We start from the raw sequence: 24,524 nt of genomic DNA on the forward strand, positions 1-24,524 counted from the left end.
GATAATTTTATTCATATAGTTTTATGTTTGATCAACTTTAATTTTGTCCGCAGTTTTTTTTACTTTATTTTTGGACAACGAACTATCATACCAATTTGATAGCAAAACATGAGCAGGAAAACACTACTTACTTCAAAAGAAATTGAAATTATTCTGCATCGATTAGCCTGTCAGTTAATCGAAAACCACAACGACTTTTCTAATACCTTTTTAATAGGTTTACAGCCAAGAGGTACTTTTTTAGCGAAACGATTGGCTAAACTTTTAACCGAAAAATATGCTATTAAAGATCTTAAATTAGGGTTGTTAGATATTACTTTTTATCGTGATGATTTTCGTAGAAGGAATGCGCCATTAGAAGCTACTTCTACTCAAATTGATTTTTTAATTGAAGATAAAAAAGTAGTTATTATTGATGATGTATTATATTCTGGTAGAAGTGTACGAAGCGCTTTAACAGCTATTCAATCATATGGAAGGCCTAAAAACATTGAATTATTAGTATTAATCGATCGTCGTTTTAGTCGCCATTTACCAATTCAACCTAATTATAGAGGTAGACAAGTAGATGCTATTAATGAAGAAAAAGTTGTTGTTAATTGGCAAGAGACTCACAAAAAAGATACAATATACCTAGAAACCAAGCCTACTAAGCTTGATGATTAGTTATGATTATAAAAACAAACTAAGATGAAGCAGTTAAGTGTTGAAAATTTATTAGGTATAAAATACCTAAACAAAACTGATTTAGAGCTTATTTTTGAAACTGCTTCTCATTTTAAAGAAGTTATAAATAGACCCATTAAAAAAGTTCCTTCTCTTCGAGATATTACAATTGCTAATTTATTTTTTGAAAATAGTACACGTACTAAACTATCTTTCGAATTAGCAGAAAAACGTTTATCCGCAGACGTGATTAACTTCTCTGCAGCGCAATCATCTGTAAAAAAAGGAGAAACTTTAATAGATACCGTTAACAATATATTAGCCATGAAGGTTGATATTGTTGTAATGCGTCATGCAAGTGTTGGTGCTGGTATTTTTTTATCGAGGCATGTAGATGCCAAAATTATTAACGCGGGTGACGGAACTCACGAACATCCAACACAAGCTTTGTTAGATAGTTTTTCGATGCGAGAAGCTTTAAATAGCAACTTAAAAGGTAAAAAAATTGTAATCGTTGGTGATGTCTTACACTCGCGAGTAGCGCTTTCTAACATATTCGCTTTGCAGCTACAAGGCGCTAAAGTTAAAGTTTGTGGACCAACTACTTTAATTCCCAAATACATTACTAGCTTAGGTGTTGAAGTTGAAACAAACTTAAAAAAAGCTTTAGAATGGTGTGATGTAGCCAATGTTTTACGTGTACAACATGAACGAATGGATATTAAATATTTTCCATCAACAAGAGAGTACACACAACTTTTTGGTATCAATAAAGAAATACTAAACAGCCTTAATAAAGAAATTGTAATTATGCATCCAGGGCCTATAAATCGTGGTGTAGAATTAACAAGTGATGTTGCCGATAGTAATCAATCTATTATCTTAAATCAAGTAGAAAACGGAGTTGCAGTGCGTATGGCCGTTATATATTTATTAGCGCAACAAATAAAAAGATAAGAATGAAAATAGACGATAAAGTTGATTATACTTTAATTAGTTCTGATGAAAATAGCTTTCTAGAATTTTTTACTGAATTTAAAAAAAAGTATAATCAATATGAAAAAAAACACCTTATTATTAAAATTTTAGAAAATTTTAACCCTTCTAAAGAAAATATTTTATTATTTTTACCATATTGTGTTGAACATCAACAAAATGGTATATCTTTTGTTATAGTAACAAAAGGTGTAAATATTGATGATTTTCCTGAAACATTTAATATTGTTCCAACATTAGTTGAAGCTGAAGATGTTATTGAAATGGAAAATATGCAACGTGAATTAGGTTTTTAGCCTTATATTTATTACCCCCTAAATGAATACACATGGTGAAAAAAGTACTCTTTCTATTCTTATTAGTAACGCTATCTAGTTTTTCTCAGCAAAAATCTATAGATAACATGGTTGCTTCCCCAAATCCTTTTATTAATAACACTACTATTTTTGTTAATTCTAAAACAAGTCAGACTGTAATTTTAACTATTAGAAATGTACTTGGTAAAACTGTATATTCTAAAGAAATTAAAATTCGTAATGGACGTAACTCTATTCCTTTTCAGCGTAATGACTTAAAATCGGGCATGTACATTTATGCAATTCAAAATAACAAAGAAGTTATTTCTAAACGCTTTGTAATTAAGTAAATGAGCTTAAACTTAACTATTTTAGGTTGTCATTCTGCTACACCCAGAGTAAATGCACATCCAACGTCACAGTATTTAGAAATTAACAATCGTCATTTTTTAATTGATTGTGGTGAAGGAACACAAAGGCAAATGCGAAAATATAAAATTGGTTTTTCTAAGATCAATCATATTTTTATATCTCATTTGCACGGTGATCATTTTTTTGGACTTATAGGTCTTATCTCTACATTTGGTATTTTAAACCGAGAGAAAGACCTGCATATTTATGGCCCAAAAGGAATTAAAGAAGTTACTACTCTTCAATTAAAACTATCTAAATCTTGGACAAAATATCATATTCACTTTCACGAATTGGTATCTAAAGAAAGTGAGTTGATTTTTGAAGATGATAACGTTTCTGTACATACAATTCCTTTAGATCACAGAGTTTATACAAATGGGTTTTTATTCAGAGAAAAAGAAAAGTTAAGAAAATTACATATTGGTAAAATAGAAGAGTATAAAGAAATAGACACGTGCGATTATCATAATATTAAAGCAGGAAAGGATTTTGTATTATCTACAGGTAAAATTATACCAAATTCAGAATTAACACTAGATCCTCCTAAATCAAAAAGCTTTGCTTTTTGTAGCGACACTGTTTATAAGCCAAATATAGTTCCTATTATTAAAAATGTTGATTTACTATATCACGAAGCTACATTTTTAAAAAACAGAGAAGATTTATGCGAAAGAACAAAACATTCTACTGCCGAACAAGCTGCTTCTATAGCAAACCAAGCAAATGTTGCTAAGTTAATTATTGGTCACTATTCTAGTCGTTATTCAAATATTGAAGACTTTAAAGAAGAGGCACAAACTATTTTTAAAAACGTAGAATTAGCTGAAGCTGGTAAATTATATTCAACAAATACTGTTCCCGTTTCTATTTTAAATTAATATTCATTGGTTGCTAATAAAACCAAGGTACAAGCTACTTCTGACTTGATTCCATTTTCTTTTAAAATCTCATAAAACTCCGTATTCTCAGTACCTGGGTTAAAAATAACTCTATGAGGATTCAATGAAACTATATATTCATAATATTCTTTTTGTCGCTCAGCATTTAAATACAACGTAACTGTATCTATATCTTTAAATGGCTCTTTTTTTGTTGTTATAGCAACACCTAATACTTTACCACTTCTTAAACCAATTGCAGTTGTTTTTATTCCTTTATCTGCCAATCTTTTAATAGCGATATTTGAATATCTAGTAGGATTTAAAGACGCTCCTATAACTAATGTATGCTTTTTCATAACGATTAATATTTAGTTAAATCTACTTAAAATAAGTAACAAATTGTTTATTTGTTAAACTAATTGTTGTTCAAAAATTAGACCATACGTTTCAATTACAGATTAAAGGAAGAAAAAAGAGCACTAAACACAAAAGAAATAAAAGGCTTTAACGAGAAAAGAAGTCGTTAAATTTTCATATCGTAAAACATCTTCCTATCAGATATTTAACACAAAAAGTATTCTGTTTTTTTTATTATATTTACCTTTAAAAAAAGTCCCCTCTAAATGAAAAAGTTACTATTTATAATTGGATTAATAACTATTAATACTTTTTGTTATGCTCAAGTCACAAAAATCACTGGTAAAGTAATCGATTCAAAAACTAAACTACCTTTAAATTACGTTACTATTTCCTGTAAAGAATTCAGTAACAAGCTTATTAACGGAACGATTACTAATCCTAAAGGAGAGTTTACCATCCAAGAAATACCTTTAAAAAAAATACTTCTTAGTTTTCAATATATTGGTTATAAAACACAAGTACTAGAGGTAGCATTAACATCTAGTAATTTTAATATTAATTTAGGGATTATTTCATTAGCTGAACACGCAACCCATATAGATGAAGTTGAAATACAAGCTGAAACAACAACTGTAATTCAAAAAATAGACAAAAAAATAATTAATATTGGTAATGACTTAGTGTCTACAGGAGGTAATTCTTTTGAAATGCTTCAAAATATACCATCAATAGATGTAAACCAAGCATCTGGGACTGTGAGTTTAAGAGGTAATGAAAATGTACGTATTTTGATAAATGGGAAACCATCAAATTTAAACTCAAAAAATCTTCTAAGCCAAATTCCTTCAAGCACTGTTAAAAGCATTGAAATTATTACAAATCCTTCTGCAAAATATACTCCAGAAGGAATGAGTGGTATACTTAATATTATTTTAAAGAAAAACACTAAAATAGGCTTTAATGGGAGTGTTTCTTCTGGAATTACCCACAGTAAAAACACAAGACCTGAAGCCTCATTAAGCCTTAATTACAAAACAAAGAGTGTGAATTTTTACACAAATTATAATACTGACTGGGGTGATTATGCTACTTTTAATAGTTTAAATAGAACAGACAAAAACCTACTTCAAAACATTGATTTTTTAAATAAATCATATACAAACAGTTTTAAAATTGGTGCTGATATTGATTTATCCGAAAAGAGTATACTTTCTATATACACTAATCAGAGTTTTAACACTAACAGCCTACAAACTAACACTATTGTTTCTGAAAACTCAAACACTATTTTTAATAGTAATAATTTATCTGAGTATGATGAAAGTGAACAAGCTTATAATATTGATTACCTGCATAAGCTTGATAGCTTAGGTCAAAACATTGAGATAGAACTTAATCACACAATTACAAAAATCCCTGAAAAATCGATTAATTCAGAATTAAAAAACCCCAATTCAAAAGAATATAATTACACCAACGACATAATTGATACCCGTAAATTATGGCTGCTAAATGTTGATTATACAAAACCCATTAAATCAGGGAAAATTGAAATAGGGATAGAATATCGAAAACAAGGTTTTAAAAATAATATATTAACAGATCAAGAAAAGTCAACAAATAATACTTCACCGCAACAACCTGTTGGGAATACTAACTTAAATTACAGTCGCTCTTTATATTCAGGATATATAAATTTTAACAAAAATTTTTCTAAACTCTCTTTTCAAACTGGTGTTCGATTTGAACAATTTAATTTAAAAGCTTTATTTAATAATACACAACAAGGAGAAAAAAACCTAAAAGATAATATTTTTAGTGTATATCCATCTGCTTATGTTACATATCATATTACAGATAATGATGATTTACAACTGGGTTATAGTAGAAGAGTTGATAGGCCTTCTTCATATCAAATAACACCTATTCAAGAATGGGTTTCTCCTCTTTCAATTTCTAAAGGAAACTTTAATTTAAAACCACAATTTACAAACTCCTTAGAGTTAAACTATACAAAATCTATTACTAAAGGATATATTACATTTGGTACTTTCTATAGAAAAACTCATAATAAAATAGGCCGCTTTATAGAAAAAGAAGACGCTAATCCTGACAAGCAAATTATTTCTTTTACCAATTATGATTTTTCTGACAGCTACGGTGTTGAATTTTCAGCAAGCTTTAAACCTATAAAATGGTGGACAATTAGACCTTCCTTTCAAACATACATTCAAGATTCAGAAGGCATCTTAAATAATAGAACACAAATAATAAAAAACACCCGTATCAAAAGTAACCTTAGCAACTCATTTAAGCTATCTAAAAAACTAAACATCCAACTATCTGGTATATACAGTGGTAAAAATGAAAATGTTCAATACACCATTAAACCCTATACTATGGTTAATATCGCTGCCAGATTGTCTATTTTAAATAAAAAAGGAAAAATTACAGTAAGAGCTTCAGATATATTTAATAATTTAAACTTTGATTATACCGCTGTAAATCCTTTTCCTCAAAAAGGTAAATACATTTTAGAGTATAACACAGTTTACTTTGGTTTTTCTTATAATTTTGGAAGTGTTAAAAACCGTGCAAAAAAACGAAAATATAGAGATAATAATGAGTCTCAAGGAGGTTTGTTTTAATAAAAAAACCGAAGCTAGTAGCTTCGGTTTTTTTGTATTATATATTTAATTAATATTACCAACGAATCACTACCGACCCCCAAGTAAATCCGCTACCAAAGGCAGCTAATACAACTAAATCATTTTCTTTAATCTTTCCTTTTTCCCAAGCTTCAGTTAAAGCTATAATTACAGAAGCAGCAGTAGTATTACCATACTTCATAATATTATTATGTACCTTATCATCACTCAATTGAAACTTCTTTTGAATGAACTGAGCGATACGTAGGTTTGCTTGATGCGGAATTAACATATCAATATCTTCTTTCTTTAATCCGTTTGCTTCTAAACCTTCTATAATAGCTTCAGAAAAACGACCAACAGCATGTTTAAACACAAATTGACCATTCATGTGCGGATAGTAAGAAACATCTTCAGGATCATTTGCTTCCATTATTTCAGGTACCCATCTACCAGTAGAAGGTCCCATTAAAGCTAATTCTTCTGCATGTTTTCCTTCAGAGTGTAAGTGAGAAGATAAAATTCCTTTTCCTTCTTCTTCACTTCTAGACATTACTGCAGCTCCAGCTCCATCACCAAAAATTACAGTAACTCCTCTACCTCTTGTAGATTTTTCTAAACCTCCTGAATGATTTTCAGCCCCAATTACAAGAATATTTTTATACATTCCTGTTTTTATAAACTGATCGGCTACAGACATTGCATAAATAAAACCAGAACATTGGTTACGTACATCTAACGCACCAATAGTTGGCATATCTAACATATTTTGTATTTGCACTCCCCCACCAGGAAAATACATATCAGGACTTAAAGTTGCAAAAACGATAAAATCGATGTCATCTTTAGTTAATCCAGCTCTTTCAATTGCTATCCTAGAAGCTTTTGCTCCCATAACAGCAGTCGTATCACCAGTTTTTGGATCTATCCAACGACGCTCTTTAATACCTGTTCTTTCTTGGATCCATTCATCTGATGTTTCCATAAACTCTTTTAAGTCATTATTAGTAACCACATTATCTGGCACATAATAACCTAATCCTGTTATTTTTGAATTATACATACTTTATGTTATTCTTTTTGTTGTTTGTTTATTTGTAGTCTGTAAAAATAGTAATTTTTACCATGATATAAAACCGTCTAAAAAGATAGTCATTATTAACACAAAAAATGTCATCTTGTCACAAAACTTCTTTTGGTATTTTTTTTGACTACTACTCTAACAGAAAACGAACTGTTAGTTCGAGTGCATTTAATTTCTTATCTGATTTTCAAAAGAAATTTAAATAAGTATAGAGAACATCTCGACTGCGCTCGATGAGACACAAATCAAACAAAATATATAATTATGAGTAAAGGAAGTATTAATGTGTCGGTAGAAAATATATTTCCACTGATTAAAAAATTCTTGTATTCTGATCACGAAATCTTTTTACGTGAGTTAATATCTAACGGAACAGATGCAACAACTAAATTAAAACACTTAATTTCTATCGGTGAAGCAAATACCGAATTAGGAGATGCTAAGATCGAAATCAGTATTGATAAAGAGGCAAAAACTTTGACGATTAAAGATCAAGGTTTAGGTATGACTGCTGATGAAGTTGAAAAATACATTAACCAAATTGCTTTTTCTGGAGCTGAAGAGTTTTTAGAAAAATATAAAGATGATAAAAACGAAACAGGTGTAATTGGGCATTTTGGTTTAGGTTTTTATTCTGCTTTTATGGTGGCTGATAAAGTTGATTTAATTACAAAATCATTTAAAGACGAACCAGCTGCACATTGGACTTGTGATGGTTCTCCTGAATATACGTTAGTAGCGCATGACAAAGCTGACAGAGGAACTGAAATTGTTTTACATATTGCAGAAGATTCTTTAGAATTTTTAGAAGAAGGTAAAATTGGTGGTTTATTAAATAAATACAATCGTTTTAACCAAGTACCAATTAAATTTGGAACGAACAAGGTTAACGACCCTGAATTTACACCAGCAACAACTACAGATGCTGAAGGTAAAGAAACTACTGAGCCTCACAAACAGATTGAAGTTGATAATATTATCAACAACACAAACCCTGCTTGGACAAAAGCACCTGCAGATTTAAGTGATGAAGATTATACTAACTTCTACAGAGAGTTGTATCCAATGCAATTCGAAGAATCTTTATTTCACATTCACTTAAATGTAGATTATCCATTTAACTTAACAGGAATTTTATTTTTCCCGAAGTTAACGCAAAGTTTAGATATGCAAAAGGATAAAATCCAATTGTATCAAAACCAAGTATATGTAACTGATAATGTTGAAGGGATTGTACCTGACTTTTTACAAATGTTAAAAGGTGTTATCGATTCTCCAGACATTCCATTAAACGTTTCTCGTTCTGGTTTGCAAGCAGATGGTGCTGTAAAGAAAATCTCAGGTTACATTACTAAAAAAGTAGGTGATAAATTAGCTTCTTTATACAAAAAAGACCGTGCTGATTTTGAGCAAAAATGGAACGATATTAAAGTGATTATCGAGTACGGAATGTTATCGGAAGATAAATTCTTTGATAAGGCTAAGAAATTTGCATTATATCCAACAGTTGCAGATACATATTTCACTTTTGATGAGTTAATTGAAAAAACAAAAGCTGCTCAAACGGATAAAGATGGAAACCACATAATCTTATATACTTCTAACAAAGAAGCACAACACAGTTATATTCAAGATGCAACTGCAAAAGGATATGAAGTTGTTGTATTAGATTCTCCAATCGTATCTCACTTAATGCAAAAATTAGAAACTTCAGGTGAATCTAAAGTTCAGTTTACACGTGTTGATTCTGATTTTATTGATAACTTAATCAAGAAAGACGAAGCTGTTATTTCTAAATTAACTGATGAAGAAAAAGAAACGTTAAAACCAGTTATTGAAGGAGTAATTGCATCACAAACATATACTGTTCAATTAGAAGCTATGGATTCTTCTTCGTCTCCTTTCTTAATTACGGTACCAGAATTTATGCGTCGTATGAAAGAAATGCAAGCTTCTGGTGGTGGAGGTGGAATGATGGGAATGGGTAATTTACCTGAAATGTATAACTTAGTTGTAAATACAAATCACCCATTAGTTTCTGAAATCTTAAATGCTGATGAAGACAAGAAAAAAGGATTGATTACGCAAGCTTTCGATTTAGCTAAACTATCTCAAAACCTATTACATGGTGAAGATTTAACTAACTTTATTAAACGTTCTTATGCGTTAATTAAATAAGTAACATAGTTATTTTAAGTATTACAGAACCTCTTTGTTAATTCAAAGAGGTTTTTTTAGCAAAAAATTCTTAAAAACTATATTAAATTGGTTTAATTACTAATGCAAGTTCTATTTTTGTAGTTCAGTATTAAGATAAAAACACCTGAGTAATGGATACAGAAAACAATCCAATTAATAACACAACACCATCTGAAGATCTTACAAACACAGATTTTAAGCCAATAACGAACGAACAATTAAATAAAGAAGACCCAACTAGACAAAACAGGAGACAGGCAACTGAAGAGCAACTTAAGAATCCGTTACATGGTGTTAAACTTGCGCAGCTTCTAGAACGTTTAGTTGATCATTATGGTTGGGAGTATTTAGCAGAGCGTGTAAATATTCGTTGTTTTAAAAACAATCCAACTATGAAATCTAGTTTAGGTTTTTTAAGAAAAACACGTTGGGCTCGTGAACATGTTGAAGATGTTTATTTAGATATGTTAGAAGAACAACAGCAGTAATATAATTTAAAATATAGAAATCATTAAAATAACAAAAGCAAACACCGCACAAGCAAAACTTTTTTCTGAAATTAGTGTCGCTTCTTTTTTGCCTGCTCATGGTCATTCTGCCCCTGAGAAAGATATGAATGCATATATCGCTAATAACTTTAAAGAAAGTGACTTTATAAAAGAATTAGAAACTGCAGAGAATGAATATTATTTGTTAGAATATGAGAACGAAACTGCAGGCTATTCAAAAATAATTTTCAATAAAACCTGTAAAGATGTTGTTGCTAAAAACATCACTTATATGAGTAGGCTGTATTTACTTGAGGAATTTTATGGTTTAGGACTCGGTAAAACATTATTTGATTTTAATGTAGCCTTATGTAAGGAAAATAACCAGGCTGGAATTTGGTTAAACGTATGGGTGGAAAATAAAAAAGCAATTCAGTTTTATGAAAAAGTAGGATTTAAAATAATAGGGGAAACTGATTTTCAAATATCAGATACACACTCAAATCCGAATCATATTATGTATTTAGAATTTTAAAAATATTTTATAATACTTCCTTATGTAAATCATAAAAAAATCCGCTTTGAAAAACTCAAAGCGGATTTTTTATGCTAATTATAATTCTTTGGTAAAATAATTTTTAAGCATATAAACTTGACCAAAAAACATTATCGTAAAAAAGAAACAAGCATATAACATTGTATTAGAAACGGTAAGACCTTCAAATAAGTTTGGCATCTGTACTTCTGATAAAAAGCCTAAATTAATTTCAGGCATTTTAATCGATTTTAATGAACTTCCTCTTGATACGTATAAAATACTTGCCGTTAAAACTCCCACAAGAACAAACCATATTTTAGTTGATATTAAAGGCGTAGCTTTATAAACCTCCATATTTTCTTTTTGTAATATTGTATCCATCAAATTAGCTGTAAAGTTTACAGACGGACTCTCTATTTCTATTTCTTTGATATACTTTTTAGTAAAAGCATCAAGATTTTTTATGTCTTTATTTTCTCCCATAATGATTAATTAATTCGGGTTCTACTTTCTTTTCTACTATATTTAATAAACTCTTTCTTGCTCTGTGCAGCTTTACTTTTAAATTTGCTTCCGAAAAATCTGTTACCTCAATAATTTCTTTTAAACTTAATTCTTCAAAATAAAACATCCATAAAATGGCTCTTTCATCTTCAGGTAATCTTAACATACAGCCATTTATTACTTCTGCCCGTTCTTTACGCTCAATACCTTCTAAAATACCTTCTGTCGATTTTATTTTATTAATAGTAACCTCATCTATTGTATCAATATTGTATTTACCTTTATTCTTCTTTAAATTATCTAAAGAAGTTCGGTAACCAATTTTATAAAGCCAGGTAGAAAATTTTGAATCTCCTTTAAACTTATTTAAATTTTTATAGGCTTTAATAAACGTATCCTGAGAAATCTCTTCGGCCTCTTCCCTATTCTTTACCATTTTTAAAGCCAAAGTAAACACCATATTTTTATACCTATCTACTAAGGTAGAAAATGCATTGGCATCACCCTTTAATACTTTATCAATATATGTTTGGTCGTTGTTAGTCGTCATTTTATTCTTTGACAGTATATTCTTTTAAAAGGTTACATAAATTTTAAAAAAAGTTTTTTATTTTTTCTGTAACCTTTTTTTTAATAACACGGTCATACTTGCAAACACATTAAAAATAATCATTTAAAATTAAAAATATGGAAGTAGCAGTTGTATTTATGTTCTTATTCGCAATAATATTCGGAATCTTTTATTTATTCTTTTCAACTCGTAATAAAGAACGTTTGGCTTTAATAGAAAAAGGTGTAGATGCTAAAGTTTTTATACAAGGAGAACGAAAAAAATCAACACTAACAGGTAGCATCATTGTTTTAAACTTAGCCTTATTATTAATGGGTATTGGCTTAGGTATTTTCTTAGGATTAATAATAGATACGTACACATCTATTAATGAAGATGCTGTTTATCCTGCAATGATTTTTATTATGGCAGGTGTAGGTTTATTTACAGGTTTTAACATTACTAAGAAATTAGACAACGAATAAATTAATATAATACCTTATATTTTAAAAGAGAATGAAACAATGTTTCATTCTCTTTTTTGTTTTTGTAATTTAGTCACCTAAATTTTTATTTCAAATGAAAAAACTAACATTATTTTTTTTTATAATTACCTCAACCTTAATAGCACAAACCGATGCTAGAATTTACGATATTATAAATACTATTTCTGCGGATAGAATTAAGGCTGATATAAAAACACTTACAGAGTTTGGTACAAGAAATACTTTTTCTGATACTATTTCTAACACGCGTGGTATTGGTGCAGCAAGACGTTGGATAAAAAATGAGTTTAATAAAATATCGAACGGTTGTAATAACTGCATAAACACATTTTATCAAAAAGATTTTGTTACCAAAAAAGGTAATAGAAGAGTTCCGCATGATGCTTGGATTGTAAATGTTGTAGCTATACAAAAAGGAACAAAATACCCAAACAGATATGTTATTATGAGTGGTGATATTGATTCACGTGCTAGTAATACTATGGATTTTACAACGGATGCTCCAGGTGCCAACGATAATGCTTCCGGCATGGCTGGTACCATTGAAGCTGCTCGAGTTTTAAGTAAGTATAAGTTCGAAAGTAGCATTGTGTATGTTGGTCTTTCTGGAGAAGAACAAGGATTATTTGGTGGTGCAGGATTGGCTAAATATGCTAAAAAGCAAGGTTGGGATATTATTGGTGTTTTAAATAATGATATGATTGGTAATATTACCGGTGTGGATGGCGTAATTGACAATCGTAGTTTTAGAATTTTTTCTGAACCTGTACCTGCGAATGAAACTGAAAGACAACGAAAAATGCGCCGCTTTTATGGTGGTGAGGTTGATGGTATTTCGCGTCAATTAGCTCGATATATTCATAAAACAACAAAAACATATATGCCCGAAATGAATCCGATGATGATTTATAGGTTAGATCGTTTTGGTCGTGGTGGTCATCACAGACCTTTTAATGATTTAGGTTTTGCAGGAATACGAATCATGGAGGCTCATGAAAACTACACACAACAACATCAAGATATAAGAACCGAAAAAGGCATAGAGTATGGTGATACTTTTAAACATGTAAACTTTGGTTATGCAAAAAAATTAACGGCTGTAAACGCAATTACAATGGCTAGTTTAGCGTTGGCTCCACCTAGCCCGAAGGAAGTTGCTATAGGCGGAATTGTAGAAGCTTCTGTAAAATTAAAATGGAATAAAGTTGCTGGAGCAAAAGGCTATAAAATTTATTGGAGAGATACCACATCCCCTACCTGGGATAATGCTAGATATGTAGAGACTACTGAATTTACTTTAGACGGAATTGTAATTGATAACTTTTTCTTTGGCGTAGCCGCTGTAGGAGAAAACGGGCATGAAAGTGTTGTTGTTTTTCCAAACAAAATTATGAGGTAACATCTTTATTTTTTAAAAAAACATTTTAATACTCTATTAAAGATAATACTTAAATTTAAGTACCTTAGAAAACTCTTAAAAAAAATAAAATGCAATTAGAAGAACTTGTTATAAAATTTAAAGAAAAAGATGTAAAGGCTTTTGAAAAACTACATCAAATGTATAATAAAAGTGTAGAAGGTGTTATTTTTAATATTGTAAGAGATAGAGAAATTGCTGAAGAAGTAACGCAAGATGTTTTTATTAAAGCTTGGAATAATGTAGATTCTTATTCACAAAAAAAAGGACGCTTCTTTACATGGATTATCAATATTGCTCGTAATGCAGCTATTGATAAAACACGATCTAAAAATTTTAAGAACAGTTCTAAAAACCTTGACGCTCAAATTTTCGTAGATATATTAGAGACTTACGATAGTTTAGACTCAAGAACTGATACCATTGGTATTAAAAACTTTGTTAGCAAGTTAAAAGACACTTGTATTAAGGTAATTGAATTACTTTATTTTAAAGGTTTTACGCAAAAAGAAGTTTCAGAAAGCTTAAACATGCCTTTAGGAACCGTTAAAACGAGAAATAGAAATTGTATTAATGAATTAAGAATAATGCTTAAATAATGGAAGCAAAAAAACACATAGAATCTGGTATATTAGAACTTTATATTGCTGGCGCTCTTTCTGAAAAAGAAAACGAGCAAGTATATAAATTAATAATGGAGCATCCAGAAATTTTAAAGGAAGTAGGTGAAATAGAAAAATCAATTTCTGTTCTTACAGCTCATGTTGCTCCGAAAGAAAACAAAAGCTCTTTTAAAGACATTTTAATTAAAATGTTACAAGAAAAAGAGAGTTCTACCAAAGTTATTCCTTTAAACCCGTCAAAAAATAATTGGCTTACCTATACTGGTTGGGCTGCTACTTTTATTATTGGTAGTACTTTGCTTTTATCAATAAATAAAAACAATAATTTACAAGGTGAACTAGACACCATAAATCAAGCAAAAGATCAGTTTGAAATTCAATTAGAAAAATCGAACACCTATTTAGCTCAAAATGAAAGTTTGCTAAAGGTAATTAGAGATAAAGATATTGTTGCAGTGCCCCTACAAGGACAAAAGGTGCGTCCTGAGGCTTATGCCAAGGTTTACTGGAACAAAAACACAAAAAACATTTACTTAGATGTACAAGGATTACCAGATCCTCCTAAAGGAAAAGTATATCAAGTATGGTCTTTAAAACTTGATCCTTTATCTCCTACCAGTTTAGGAACTATAGATAATTTTACAGCTAGTAAAAACAAGGTATTCACAATAAGTAACCCTAATGATTCTCAAGCTTTTGGTATTACATTAGAACCTGCAGGTGGTAGTATATCTCCTAATTTAGAGCAATTATATACGCTAGGTGCTGTTTAATTAAAGAACCTTTTACATATGTTATAAATATAGCCGCTTAAAAGCGGCTATATTTATTTCTATCAAACTTATATATTTAAAATTGATGCCTGATAGATTTGGTTTTGCTGTAAAACTATTTATTTAACTCATTAATATAGTCAATCACTTAATTGAATTTTTATTCGTCCATATTTATTATACTTCACCTTCACATCTATTGATTTACTTTAATCGTACATCGCTTCTTGTTGTAGAAAAATATTTATCAATTATTAAAAGATTAAATTTAAATAGTCTATTCACTAAACAAATAATAATTATTTAGCAAATAGAAATAAATAAGCTAAACTCTTTATTAAACAAAATAAATATAGCCGCATAAAGCGGCTATATTTTGTTATCACTAATCCTTCTAAAGAAAATGATAACAGTCAATAGTTGTCCCCCCGAACAACTATATTTTTTTTTTAAAATGAATACCTTATTGATGCCTTTACCGAAAAAGGTGTACCTGGTGTAAAATGAATTTCTTCTACTGAGTTAGATTCATTTTCTAGCCTAGATTCTGTTGCAAACTGCGTCTCGTTCCAGGCTACATTAAATAAATTTTCGACAGACAAACCAAGCGTTATATCATTCATCTTATAACTAATATTTGCATCTGCAACAAAATAACCTTCTGCTACAATCGAATTATCTTCATTTGCAGGCCTATCTCCTAAATATCTATAATCTATACCTCCAGAAAAATTTTTATAATTATTTATTGATAACCCTCCTGTAACTGTTACAATCGGTGCCAATGGTATATTATCTTCACCTGATGGTGTTCCTAAGCTTTTTGCTTTAGTCAATGTAGCATCACTATTTAAATACAACCATTCGTTTATTTGGTATCTAAACCCTAAGTCTAAACCAAAACGTTGTGTTTCTCCTGAAGGTTCTATAATACCAGCATCACCAACATACACCAATTCATCTTCTGATAATAAAAACCATAAGGCTGTGTTTATAGCTACTTTTGATGTAGGTTTCCATACATTTCCTATATCTAATCCGTAAGCTCTCGGCAATGTTTTTCTATTGGGTTGTTTAGCTACTACTCTAGTATCATTTGTATGAAACCCAATTCCTGATTTTAAAAACCACTGAGTTTTAGCATTGGTAGTATACGTTATACTTACTTTAGGGTTTACAATTACTTTTGATTTTGAAAACGTTATATATTCATCTAACAAATAATCATTGTATGAAAAATTTAAATAATCTAAACGTAAAGCAGGTGCTATTATAAACTTACCTAATTCAAATTCACTATTTAAAAAAGAGTAATAATTTGTTTGATGTACTGCTCCTAGCTGAATTTCATCTAAAACTTCTTTTCTTTGTAAGGTGTGTGAAAGCTCTAAATTATTAATTATATCTGTCCTTAAACCTGTTCCGAAAGTTAAAGTTACAGGTGTATTAGAAAGCTTTGTTTTCTTTTTAAACTGCGTATTAAATCCAAAAATATCTCTATTTTCTGTTTGTTTAATTTGATCACCATTTATAGGATCATCTAAGAAAAAAGTAAAGTTAGAAAACAGGTTAAAATTATAGTTTGAATAGAAAACGTTAGAAGTAACTTTTACATCGTTTTTTAAAACTTTAGAATGTTCTAAATTAATATTTGTTCTAGAGGTGGTTCCTCCTTCTGTATCATCGATACTTCCAAAACGAGTAATATTTCCATTAGCAACTTCCCTTACAGGAATTTGACCCGATGCATCCCATTTACTTGTAAAGTGCGATGCTGATAATGACAAGCTACTATTATCTTTTAAAAACGTTTTGTATTTAGAAAAAAGATTGATTCTGCTAAAATTCTGAGAAGATTCTACAAAACCGTCTGTTGCTAAATACTCTATCGCTACATAAGCATTATCTGTACTGTTTTTATCTAAAAGATTAAACATACCTAATGTTCTAAAAGTATTAAATTGCCCTATTCCTATTTCAATTTGACTTTCATCTAAATATGATTTTGTTTTAAAATCTACATAACCGGCTGTATTAAAATCACCTTTACTGGCATAATAAGGTCCTTTACCAAAGTTTATTTTTTCAATAGTTTCTGGTATCACAAAATGCAAATCACTATATCCCTGTCCGTGTGCATGAGAAACCATATTTACTGGTATTCCATCAACTGACAATGCTAAATCGGTACCATGATCAATATCAAAACCTCTTAAAAATATTTGCTCTGCCTTTCCTCCACCGGCATGTTGACCTATAAAAAGCCCTGGTACTTTTTGTAAAATTTGCTGAGAAGAGCTTACTGGCTTCTTATCTAAATCAATTCTAATAAAAGTTTGCAAAGGGTCTTGCTTACTCGACAATGTCATTTCATCTAACATAAAACTCTTCATCGATAAAGTTATAACATTTGCCTTGTTAAAATCTTTTTTGGTTAATTGTATTATTTTTTTCTCATATCCTAAAAGACGAAACTCTACATAATCTCCTTCTTTAGCATTATTTACAACAAATTTTCCGTTTAATTCAGTGTGTGTATGACTATTACTTGTTATGTTATATACATATACGTTTTCTAAAACTTTACTATTTGTATTTATAACTTCACCACTATACTCTTGTGAAAAGATATAATGACAGTTTAAAATTGTCAGGAATAATAGTAGTTTAGTCTTCAAAATGCTATTTTTTTTAAATATTTAAAATTTTATTCTCCATTAAAGGTCCTAATTCAAAAGAACTTTCTAACAACTCTTTTTTTAATTTCTCTGCTTTTTCTTTCATACCATTTGCCTTGTATATTTCGGCTATATGATACTGTACTAATGGTTCGAAAGTTTTTCCTAGCACATGCTTATTTACAATTTCTAATGCTTTTTTAAAATCTTTATTCTTGTAATAATACCATGCTAATAAATCGTAAGACTGTGGTGTTGGTCTGCTTTCAATTTCTTTTTTTATTAAAGGATAAGCCTTAACAACATCATTATATTCTTCTAAATATAATTTTGCTAAATGTTGATTATACATTACACCGTACAAACTATCTTTTACTGCCGACAAATATATATCTACATTCTCTTTTGTCATTGTTAAATTATTCTTAAACCCTGCTATTTCGGCTTTTAATAAGTAATAATCTGGTGAAGAATGTTCATTACTTATAATGTCTAAAATTCGCAATGCTTCATCTGCATTTTTATCATAAGAATACACAATCCATGCAATACCTTTTTTAGCGTAAGCGTTATTATTATCTAATTCTAATGTTTTTAAATATAAATTATAAGACTCTTCTATTTGACCATTATGACCATAAAAATCAGCCAAATTAGTATAACTCCAAATTTTAAGAGCTGTATTGTTTGACTCTTCTGCTTTTTTCATTCCCTTTTTCATAAAACGAATTGCTGAAGTTAAATCACCTTGATGATCATGCCATTTAGAAGCTCTTATTAAGTAATCGAAATCTGAATAATTTTCAATTTTAGATAAATATTCAGATGCTTTTTCAGTATCCCCTAATTCTAAGTAAACATCAAAAAGCATTTTATGAGTACTATTTAAATTATCTGCATTTATTGCTGCTTTTTTTAATAATTCTAATGATTCCTTAAACCGATGTTGTGATATGTAGTTTTTTGCTAATGATCGCAAGCTCGATGAGTTACTAAAATTAGTCTTTATGTTTATTTGGAGTAATTTTTTCTCAGCTTCTATTAAATAAGAAATGTTACCTTTTTCTGAAAAAAGTAATGTATTTGCACTTGCTATTTTAGCCAAGTAAGGGTATTGTGTAGGTTGTTCTTCTAATTTTTTTTGCCAAAACTCTAGTTCTTTTTCAGCTGAAGAAACTAATACATTTACTGTATTGTTTAAATATTTACTATAATCTGACTCTTTAGTTATTTTTTCTTTTTTAGAAGTTGAGCAACTTAATAATATGCTTAAAGTAGCTAACGTAAGTATTGTTTTTAACGTTTTCATAATGTAAGAAGGATTAAAATGTTTTTTCAAAAAACTGGCTGCTACTTTTAAAGCAACCGGTTTTTATTCAGGGGAAAGGTTTTAAAATATTTTCAAAAAACTGGCCACTAATTAATTAGCAACCAATCTTTTTTTAGGGATTTTTTTTTAAAATCACTATTACCAAGGACTCGCTAAGTAAGGAAAAGATGTTAAAAAATCTTTATCATTAGCACTTACATTATCATCCGATAAAGTTGGGTTCTCAGTAAAGTCCTCACCTCCAAAAATCAATAATAATTCTACTGTAATTACATCGTCTGCCAATGCTCTACCTGTTAATACATTTGTTCCATCATAAAAGGTTGTTTTTCCATCTAATGATACAGTTAAAACATCTGTAGCTAAAACTCCTGCAAATGCATTTGCATCTAAACCTAAAGCATTTTTATCGCCATCATTGGCATAAGCAGGGCTTAAAGCCTTTAAGTTTGTTTCAAACATTGTAGCAAATGAGACTCCTTGTTCAGAAGGTATTGTTACATTAAACATATCTTTTTTATCACTGTTTACAAATACTGTATTAACAGCTGGCCTACCCATTTGATCTTTCTGAACATAAGTTCCTGAAAAACTAATTGTTGCTCCTTTATCTATATTATCGTCATCACTACAACTTGTTAGCGTTAAAAACGATAACATTAATATTGTTACTATTCTTATAGGCTTAAGTTTCATTCTTGTAGGCTTTGTTAAAATAAAGATTGATAGAATTGAAATTGCTATGTTTTTTATATTTTTAAGTTTCATAATTGTAGAATTTAAAATTTGATTAATGATTACTGCTTAGTTTTAGTTTCTACCCAAGTATTAATATTTCCTGATCCTCCGATCATCGCCTTAGGTACTTCAACAACAACAGATAATACATTTGTTCCGTTAAACGTATCTGATCCTGGATTATCAAATCCGGTTGCGGTACCACCAATAATTTCTCCGTACTTAGCAAAATCCATAAAAAAAGGATCATCCCTAGGCCCAGCAAAAAACTTCATTGCTCCTTTACTACCTATTATTACATTAGAACCATATGGAGTAATTGATACACCATATTCAGAACCGTCTTGTGGCAATGTACTATTCAAACCTGTTGCTGATGGTTTATAAGGTCCAAAAAAATACATTTTTCCATTTCTTGGTGTTGCTTGAATAACCAGGTCTTCTACATTATCTAAATCAGTATCTATATTGAACTCAATTAACACATTCTCATCAAATTTAGCCGCTCCTGTTACGGCAGGGCCTAATAAACCTTGAACATTAGCTACAAAAACCAAATTAGCTGTGTCTTCTGCTTCAAATGCATAAAAATCTGTAATATCACTTGAACCTCCTTTTACATCTGGAGCTTCGATATGGTCTGCTGCAAAAAGCATCAATCCTATTAAGGCAAAAGCTCCTGCTCCGATAATTAGTTTAATTTTTTTCATAATTATAAATTTATTAGTTAATTATTCATTCACCTTTACTTACGGAAAAAAATCCCTTGCGGTTTTATTTTTCAATTTATTTTAAATATTTTCTCAAAAAACATTTCTAAAAAACACTTTAATATTCTTTTAATTTTTTGAATGTAAATAACAAATTGGGGTTATATATTTGTGTTTTACAATCTAAAGACATTCCTTTGGTTTTAATTACTTCTCTTGTACACCTTAAAAATTAAGGTTGTATAACCAACATAATAATTCTAATACTAACTAATAATGAGTAAAATTCTTATAACAGGTGGAACCGGATTAGTAGGAAAACATCTTCAAAAAAAATTAGAAGAAAAAAATCATTCTGTTGTTATACTTTCCCGAAGTCCGACCTTAAAAAATGAATTTAAATGGGACATCTCCAAAGAATATATTGATGATAATGCTTTTAAAGACGTTACACATATTATTCATTTAGCAGGAGCTGGTATTGCTGATAAAAAATGGACGACTAAACGTAAAAAAGTACTTATCGATAGCCGTGTAGCGTCTACTAACTTGCTTTTTAAAAAAATAAAAGAGTTAAAAATTGATTTAAAAGGTTTCATTTCTGCATCGGGAATTGGTTATTATGGTGCCATTACTTCTGACAAAATATTTATGGAAGATGATGCTCCTGAGAATGATTTTATTTCTAAAGTTTGTGTTGAATGGGAAAAAGCTGCTCATCAATTTAAACAACTAAACACTTCGGTTACTATTTTACGAACTGGTATTGTACTTACAAAATTAGGCGGTGCTTTGCCAAAAATAAATACACCTTTATTTTTAGCTTCTTTAGGAACAGGTAAGCAATACATGCCTTGGATTCATATTGATGATTTATGTAACATATATGTAAAAACAGTTGAAGAGGTTAATTTTACAGGAATATATAACGCTGTGGCCCCCGAACATGAAACGAATAAAAGTTTTACTGAAAAATTATCAAAAACTGTTTCTAAACCTATATTCCCACTTAATGCTCCATCATTTGTTTTACAAACGATTTTAGGAGAGATGGCTTCCATATTACTAAAAGGTAGTAGAGTCTCTTCATTAAAAACATCTGCTATTTATTCTTTTATATTTACTGATTTAAAATCAGCTTTAAAAAATATTTACAGTAATGAATAATAAACTAAAAAACCCGGTTTGGTATTCTTTAAATGAAACTCATAAAAATATAGCCATTAAATATGATGGTGTACAATTTTACGACCCTGAAATTTGTCCTTTTGGTGCTTTTAATGATCACTTAAAAATAACTGCTGCTATAAATGAATATGCTAAACTTACAGATAGTTTTTTCTTAGTAACAGAAAATGAAATTCCGATTTACGACACCAATATTGTTTCTTTTGATAAAAAAATAGAAGGTTGCCAAATGGTGTTATATGATTTAATTGAAGTTAAAATTACAGAGGAAATTATACCACTTACTTCTAAACATATAAATGAAATTTACGATTTAGTGTGGTTAATTATGCCTGGATACTTTAAAAAAAGAACTTTTGAAATGGGTAAATACTTTGGTGTTTTTAAAAACAACAAACTCGTTTCAATAGCGGGGCAAAGAATGCAAACTAATGATTTTATTGAAGTAAGTGCTGTAGTTACACATCCTGATTATACTGGTAGAGGTTTTGCTAAACAACTAACAACTCATGTTACTAAAGAAATCTTAAAAGAAAACAAACATCCTATTTTACATACTACAAAAGGAAATACTGCTATAAAACTATATGAAAAATTAGGTTATAAATTAACTCGTGAAATGAATTGGTGGCTTTTTCATAAAAAATAAAAGCCCAAACATTACTGCTTGAGCTCTTTTATGAGAAAAAAATATTATTTTTTTGTGATACTCATACTTACATTTGTTTTTAAATCTTGCTCTTGAACTTTCATCAACATTTCTATTTTTGATGTTAAGGCTACACCTGTTTTTTTATCAATATTCATTGTCCCTGTAATGTTTCCTATACCAATACCTGTTACATCACCAGAAACATCTACCACTATGTTTTTTGCAGTAATTGAATTTACTTTATAAATGAAATTTAATTTCATTCCGTTAGTATCTTTATTCATAGACCACGTATCTCCAACAGAAACTGCTTTTTCAGGATAAACTACATTACTAGATTGTTGTGTTAAATTATTTGCTCCAGGAATATTAGGTTCAACTTTTGTTTCGATAACCTTACCTAAGTTATCTCCTTTCGTTGTTATTAATACCTTCATCATTGGTGCCATTTGAGCCTTCATAGCTTCATTTGTCTGACTTAACTCTTCCTCTTTATTATTAGAATCATATGACATTAATTGTCCTCCTTGTGATACATTCATTACCATACTAGTAATTTTCATATCACTTTCATACTCCTCTTCGGAAACACTTTTAATTTCTTGGTGCATTGTTATTTCTGAATCCATAGACATTAAACCTGCACCCATTTTTTGAGATACTTCCATTTTCATTTCATAAACATCACCTTTTTCATAGTTTAAACGAAGTAATACTTTTTCTTGACCTACACTTACCATTGTTATACCTAATAACAATGCTACTAATAAATTTTTCATTTTATACTTTTTTATTATTACAAAAGCGAATATACATAAAAACAAAAAAAGGCTTAGAAAATATTCTAAGCCTTGGTTTACTATACTATGTAGTTATTTAAAAATCTTGATTTACATCCCAAGATTCTAATATTTCTTTTAATGTTTTAATAAACATTCCACCTAAAGCTCCGTTAACAACCCTATGATCGTAAGAATGAGCAACAATCATTCTTTGACGAATTCCTATAAAGTCTCCATCTTTTGTTTCAATAACCGCTGGTTTCTTTACAATTGCCCCTAAAGCTAAAATCGCTACCTGTGGTTGGTTTATAATTGGTGTTCCTGTAATACTTCCAAAGCTACCTACATTTGTAACTGTGTAAGTACCTCCTTGAATATCGTCTGGTTTTAATTTATTTCCACGAGCACGACCTGCTAAATCATTTACTTGTTTGGTCATTCCTACCAAACTTAACTGATCTGCATTTTTAATTACTGGTACAATTAAATTACCATCAGGTAAGGCAGCTGCCATTCCTAAATTAACATTCCCTCTTTTAATAATCTTATCGCCATCAACAGCAATATTAATCATTGGATGTTTTTTAATTGTTTGTGCTACTGCTTGCATAAAGATCGGAGTAAACGTTAATTTTTCCCCTTCTCTTTTTTGATAAGCATCTTTTACTTTATTTCTCCAAGTAACAATATTGGTAACATCAATCTCTATAAACGATTGAACATGTGCAGATGTTTGAACAGAATCTACCATATGCTTAGCAACTAATTTCCCCATACGTGTCATTTCGATAATCTCGTCTTGACCGCTTAAAGTAACTGGTGCTGCTTGTACTTTTGCTTTTCGCTTTTCTGCTTTAGCAGAAGAAACAACATTTTTAGGTTGATTCCCTCTATTTTCTAAATAAGATAAAATATCTGTTTTAGTTACTCTTCCTTCTTTTCCTGTTCCTTTTATTGTTTCTAATTCAGAGAAAGAAATCCCTTCTGTTTTTGCTATATTCTTTACTAAAGGAGAATAAAAACGATCACTAGATGAAGTATCAATAGCACCAGAAACTTCTTCTTTTGCATCTTCTACTGTTTTCTCTACTGCTACTACAACTTCTTTTACCGCTGCTTTTTTAGGCGCATCGTTTGAAGCAGCATCACCACCTTCAGTTTCAATAATGGCTATTGTTTGTCCTACTTGAATAACATCATCCTTACTAAATAATATTTCTACTAGAATTCCTTCAACTTCACTGGGCACCTCACTATCTACTTTATCTGTGGCTACTTCTACAACAGTTTCATCAATTTCAATAGTCTCTCCTATTTCTTTAACCCAAGAAGTAATCGTTGCTTCTGCAACACTTTCGCCCATTTTAGGCAACTTTAGTTCAAATCTAGCCATTGTATCTTTTTTAATCTTTCGCGAAATTACTAAAAAACATGCATTTTTCAATATTTTTAGTATTAAAATATTTATAAAAAATAGCAGTTTTTTTAAATTATTCACAACAA

The 24,524-nt window shown here is 29.8% G+C and carries 25 protein-coding genes; 15 read left to right on the forward strand and 10 right to left on the reverse strand.

The annotated features are described in order from the left end of the window. Positions 1 to 108 precede the first annotated feature (108 nt). The 5 genes from pyrR to ACQ629_RS03300 are packed head-to-tail and all read left to right on the forward strand — an operon-like array spanning position 109 to position 3,250. A complete protein-coding gene (pyrR, locus tag ACQ629_RS03280; RefSeq protein ID WP_483706520.1) occupies positions 109 to 666 on the forward strand; it encodes a bifunctional pyr operon transcriptional regulator/uracil phosphoribosyltransferase PyrR in 558 nt (185 codons plus the stop codon). A 24-nt stretch (positions 667 to 690) separates the two neighbouring features. Next, a complete protein-coding gene (locus tag ACQ629_RS03285) occupies positions 691 to 1,623 on the forward strand; it encodes an aspartate carbamoyltransferase catalytic subunit (protein ID WP_483706521.1) in 933 nt (310 codons plus the stop codon). Positions 1,624 to 1,625: 2 nt separating this feature from the next. Continuing rightward, entirely contained in the window at positions 1,626 to 1,958 is a 333-nt protein-coding gene (locus tag ACQ629_RS03290; protein ID WP_483706522.1) for a hypothetical protein, read from the forward strand. 32 nt (positions 1,959 to 1,990) lie between these two features. Then, entirely contained in the window at positions 1,991 to 2,308 is a 318-nt protein-coding gene (locus ACQ629_RS03295) for a T9SS type A sorting domain-containing protein (RefSeq protein ID WP_483706523.1), read from the forward strand. Further along, positions 2,309 to 3,250: a ribonuclease Z gene (locus ACQ629_RS03300; protein WP_483706524.1), complete on the forward strand. Its 942-nt coding sequence runs from the start codon at positions 2,309 to 2,311 to the stop codon at positions 3,248 to 3,250. It abuts the gene before it with no gap. Here ACQ629_RS03300 and ACQ629_RS03305 read toward each other — a convergent pair. Continuing rightward, positions 3,247 to 3,609, reverse strand: a complete 363-nt coding sequence (locus tag ACQ629_RS03305; protein WP_483706525.1) for a CoA-binding protein — start codon at positions 3,607 to 3,609, stop codon at positions 3,247 to 3,249. The genes ACQ629_RS03300 and ACQ629_RS03305 overlap by 4 nt on opposite strands. A gap of 267 nt (positions 3,610 to 3,876) precedes the next feature. Between ACQ629_RS03305 and ACQ629_RS03310 the strand changes: the two genes are divergently transcribed. Further along, positions 3,877 to 6,261, forward strand: a complete 2,385-nt coding sequence (locus ACQ629_RS03310) for a TonB-dependent receptor (protein WP_483706526.1) — start codon at positions 3,877 to 3,879, stop codon at positions 6,259 to 6,261. 55 nt (positions 6,262 to 6,316) lie between these two features. On the opposite strand, the gene ACQ629_RS03315 is transcribed toward ACQ629_RS03310, so the two are convergent. Continuing rightward, on the reverse strand, positions 6,317 to 7,324 hold the full coding sequence (locus tag ACQ629_RS03315) for a 3-oxoacyl-ACP synthase III family protein (protein WP_483706527.1): 1,008 nt from the start codon (positions 7,322 to 7,324) through the stop codon (positions 6,317 to 6,319). Between the two features lie 285 nt (positions 7,325 to 7,609). On the opposite strand from ACQ629_RS03315, the gene htpG reads away from it, so the two are divergent. The 3 genes from htpG (at position 7,610) to ACQ629_RS03330 (ending at position 10,567) form a co-directional block, all read left to right on the forward strand. Beyond that, entirely contained in the window at positions 7,610 to 9,523 is a 1,914-nt protein-coding gene (htpG, locus tag ACQ629_RS03320) for a molecular chaperone HtpG (RefSeq protein WP_483706528.1), read from the forward strand. A gap of 152 nt (positions 9,524 to 9,675) precedes the next feature. Further along, positions 9,676 to 10,032: a VF530 family protein gene (locus tag ACQ629_RS03325; protein WP_483706529.1), complete on the forward strand. Its 357-nt coding sequence runs from the start codon at positions 9,676 to 9,678 to the stop codon at positions 10,030 to 10,032. Positions 10,033 to 10,156: 124 nt separating this feature from the next. Beyond that, positions 10,157 to 10,567, forward strand: a complete 411-nt coding sequence (locus ACQ629_RS03330; RefSeq protein WP_483706530.1) for a GNAT family N-acetyltransferase — start codon at positions 10,157 to 10,159, stop codon at positions 10,565 to 10,567. A gap of 78 nt (positions 10,568 to 10,645) precedes the next feature. On the opposite strand, the gene ACQ629_RS03335 is transcribed toward ACQ629_RS03330, so the two are convergent. After that, on the reverse strand, positions 10,646 to 11,053 hold the full coding sequence (locus ACQ629_RS03335) for a hypothetical protein (RefSeq protein ID WP_483706531.1): 408 nt from the start codon (positions 11,051 to 11,053) through the stop codon (positions 10,646 to 10,648). Next, positions 11,040 to 11,624 (reverse strand): RNA polymerase sigma factor, encoded by a 585-nt coding sequence (locus tag ACQ629_RS03340; protein ID WP_483706532.1) that lies wholly within the window; start codon positions 11,622 to 11,624, stop codon positions 11,040 to 11,042. The genes ACQ629_RS03335 and ACQ629_RS03340 overlap by 14 nt, the downstream gene beginning before the upstream one ends. 137 nt (positions 11,625 to 11,761) lie before the next feature. On the opposite strand from ACQ629_RS03340, the gene ACQ629_RS03345 reads away from it, so the two are divergent. The 4 genes from ACQ629_RS03345 (at position 11,762) to ACQ629_RS03360 (ending at position 14,943) form a co-directional block, all read left to right on the forward strand. Next, on the forward strand, positions 11,762 to 12,109 hold the full coding sequence (locus ACQ629_RS03345; RefSeq protein ID WP_483706533.1) for a DUF6249 domain-containing protein: 348 nt from the start codon (positions 11,762 to 11,764) through the stop codon (positions 12,107 to 12,109). A gap of 94 nt (positions 12,110 to 12,203) precedes the next feature. Continuing rightward, the gene (locus ACQ629_RS03350; RefSeq protein ID WP_483706534.1) at positions 12,204 to 13,529 is read left to right on the forward strand and encodes a M28 family peptidase; all 1,326 of its coding nucleotides are present in this window, start codon (positions 12,204 to 12,206) and stop codon (positions 13,527 to 13,529) included. A gap of 89 nt (positions 13,530 to 13,618) precedes the next feature. Then, positions 13,619 to 14,146 carry an RNA polymerase sigma factor gene (locus ACQ629_RS03355; RefSeq protein ID WP_483706535.1) on the forward strand — a complete coding sequence of 176 codons (528 nt, stop codon included), beginning with the start codon at positions 13,619 to 13,621 and terminating at the stop codon, positions 14,144 to 14,146. Further along, positions 14,146 to 14,943 (forward strand): anti-sigma factor, encoded by a 798-nt coding sequence (locus tag ACQ629_RS03360; RefSeq protein WP_483706536.1) that lies wholly within the window; start codon positions 14,146 to 14,148, stop codon positions 14,941 to 14,943. The genes ACQ629_RS03355 and ACQ629_RS03360 overlap by 1 nt, the downstream gene beginning before the upstream one ends. A 449-nt stretch (positions 14,944 to 15,392) precedes the next feature. On the opposite strand, the gene ACQ629_RS03365 is transcribed toward ACQ629_RS03360, so the two are convergent. From ACQ629_RS03365 to ACQ629_RS03380, 4 genes are all read right to left on the reverse strand, one after another. Further along, entirely contained in the window at positions 15,393 to 17,621 is a 2,229-nt protein-coding gene (locus ACQ629_RS03365; RefSeq protein WP_483706537.1) for a TonB-dependent receptor, read from the reverse strand. A 13-nt stretch (positions 17,622 to 17,634) separates the two neighbouring features. Further along, positions 17,635 to 18,930 carry a tetratricopeptide repeat protein gene (locus ACQ629_RS03370; RefSeq protein ID WP_483706538.1) on the reverse strand — a complete coding sequence of 432 codons (1,296 nt, stop codon included), beginning with the start codon at positions 18,928 to 18,930 and terminating at the stop codon, positions 17,635 to 17,637. Positions 18,931 to 19,089: 159 nt separating this feature from the next. Then, positions 19,090 to 19,647 carry a DUF4331 family protein gene (locus ACQ629_RS03375; RefSeq protein WP_483707154.1) on the reverse strand — a complete coding sequence of 186 codons (558 nt, stop codon included), beginning with the start codon at positions 19,645 to 19,647 and terminating at the stop codon, positions 19,090 to 19,092. 101 nt (positions 19,648 to 19,748) lie between these two features. Further along, complete coding sequence (locus ACQ629_RS03380; protein ID WP_483706539.1) at positions 19,749 to 20,399, reverse strand: DUF4331 family protein; 651 nt, start codon at positions 20,397 to 20,399, stop codon at positions 19,749 to 19,751. A 276-nt stretch (positions 20,400 to 20,675) separates the two neighbouring features. Between ACQ629_RS03380 and ACQ629_RS03385 the strand changes: the two genes are divergently transcribed. After that, positions 20,676 to 21,566: a TIGR01777 family oxidoreductase gene (locus tag ACQ629_RS03385; RefSeq protein ID WP_483706540.1), complete on the forward strand. Its 891-nt coding sequence runs from the start codon at positions 20,676 to 20,678 to the stop codon at positions 21,564 to 21,566. Beyond that, positions 21,559 to 22,236, forward strand: coding sequence for a GNAT family N-acetyltransferase (locus ACQ629_RS03390; RefSeq protein ID WP_483706541.1), 678 nt, complete (start codon positions 21,559 to 21,561; stop codon positions 22,234 to 22,236). The genes ACQ629_RS03385 and ACQ629_RS03390 overlap by 8 nt, the downstream gene beginning before the upstream one ends. Before the next feature lie 44 nt (positions 22,237 to 22,280). Here ACQ629_RS03390 and ACQ629_RS03395 read toward each other — a convergent pair whose 3' ends face one another. Beyond that, positions 22,281 to 23,018 carry a DUF6263 family protein gene (locus ACQ629_RS03395; RefSeq protein ID WP_483706542.1) on the reverse strand — a complete coding sequence of 246 codons (738 nt, stop codon included), beginning with the start codon at positions 23,016 to 23,018 and terminating at the stop codon, positions 22,281 to 22,283. A gap of 97 nt (positions 23,019 to 23,115) precedes the next feature. Further along, positions 23,116 to 24,414 carry a dihydrolipoamide acetyltransferase family protein gene (locus tag ACQ629_RS03400; RefSeq protein ID WP_483706543.1) on the reverse strand — a complete coding sequence of 433 codons (1,299 nt, stop codon included), beginning with the start codon at positions 24,412 to 24,414 and terminating at the stop codon, positions 23,116 to 23,118. Positions 24,415 to 24,524 lie beyond the last annotated feature (110 nt).

The sequence above is a fragment of the Tenacibaculum sp. SM2510 genome, assembly GCF_057002845.1.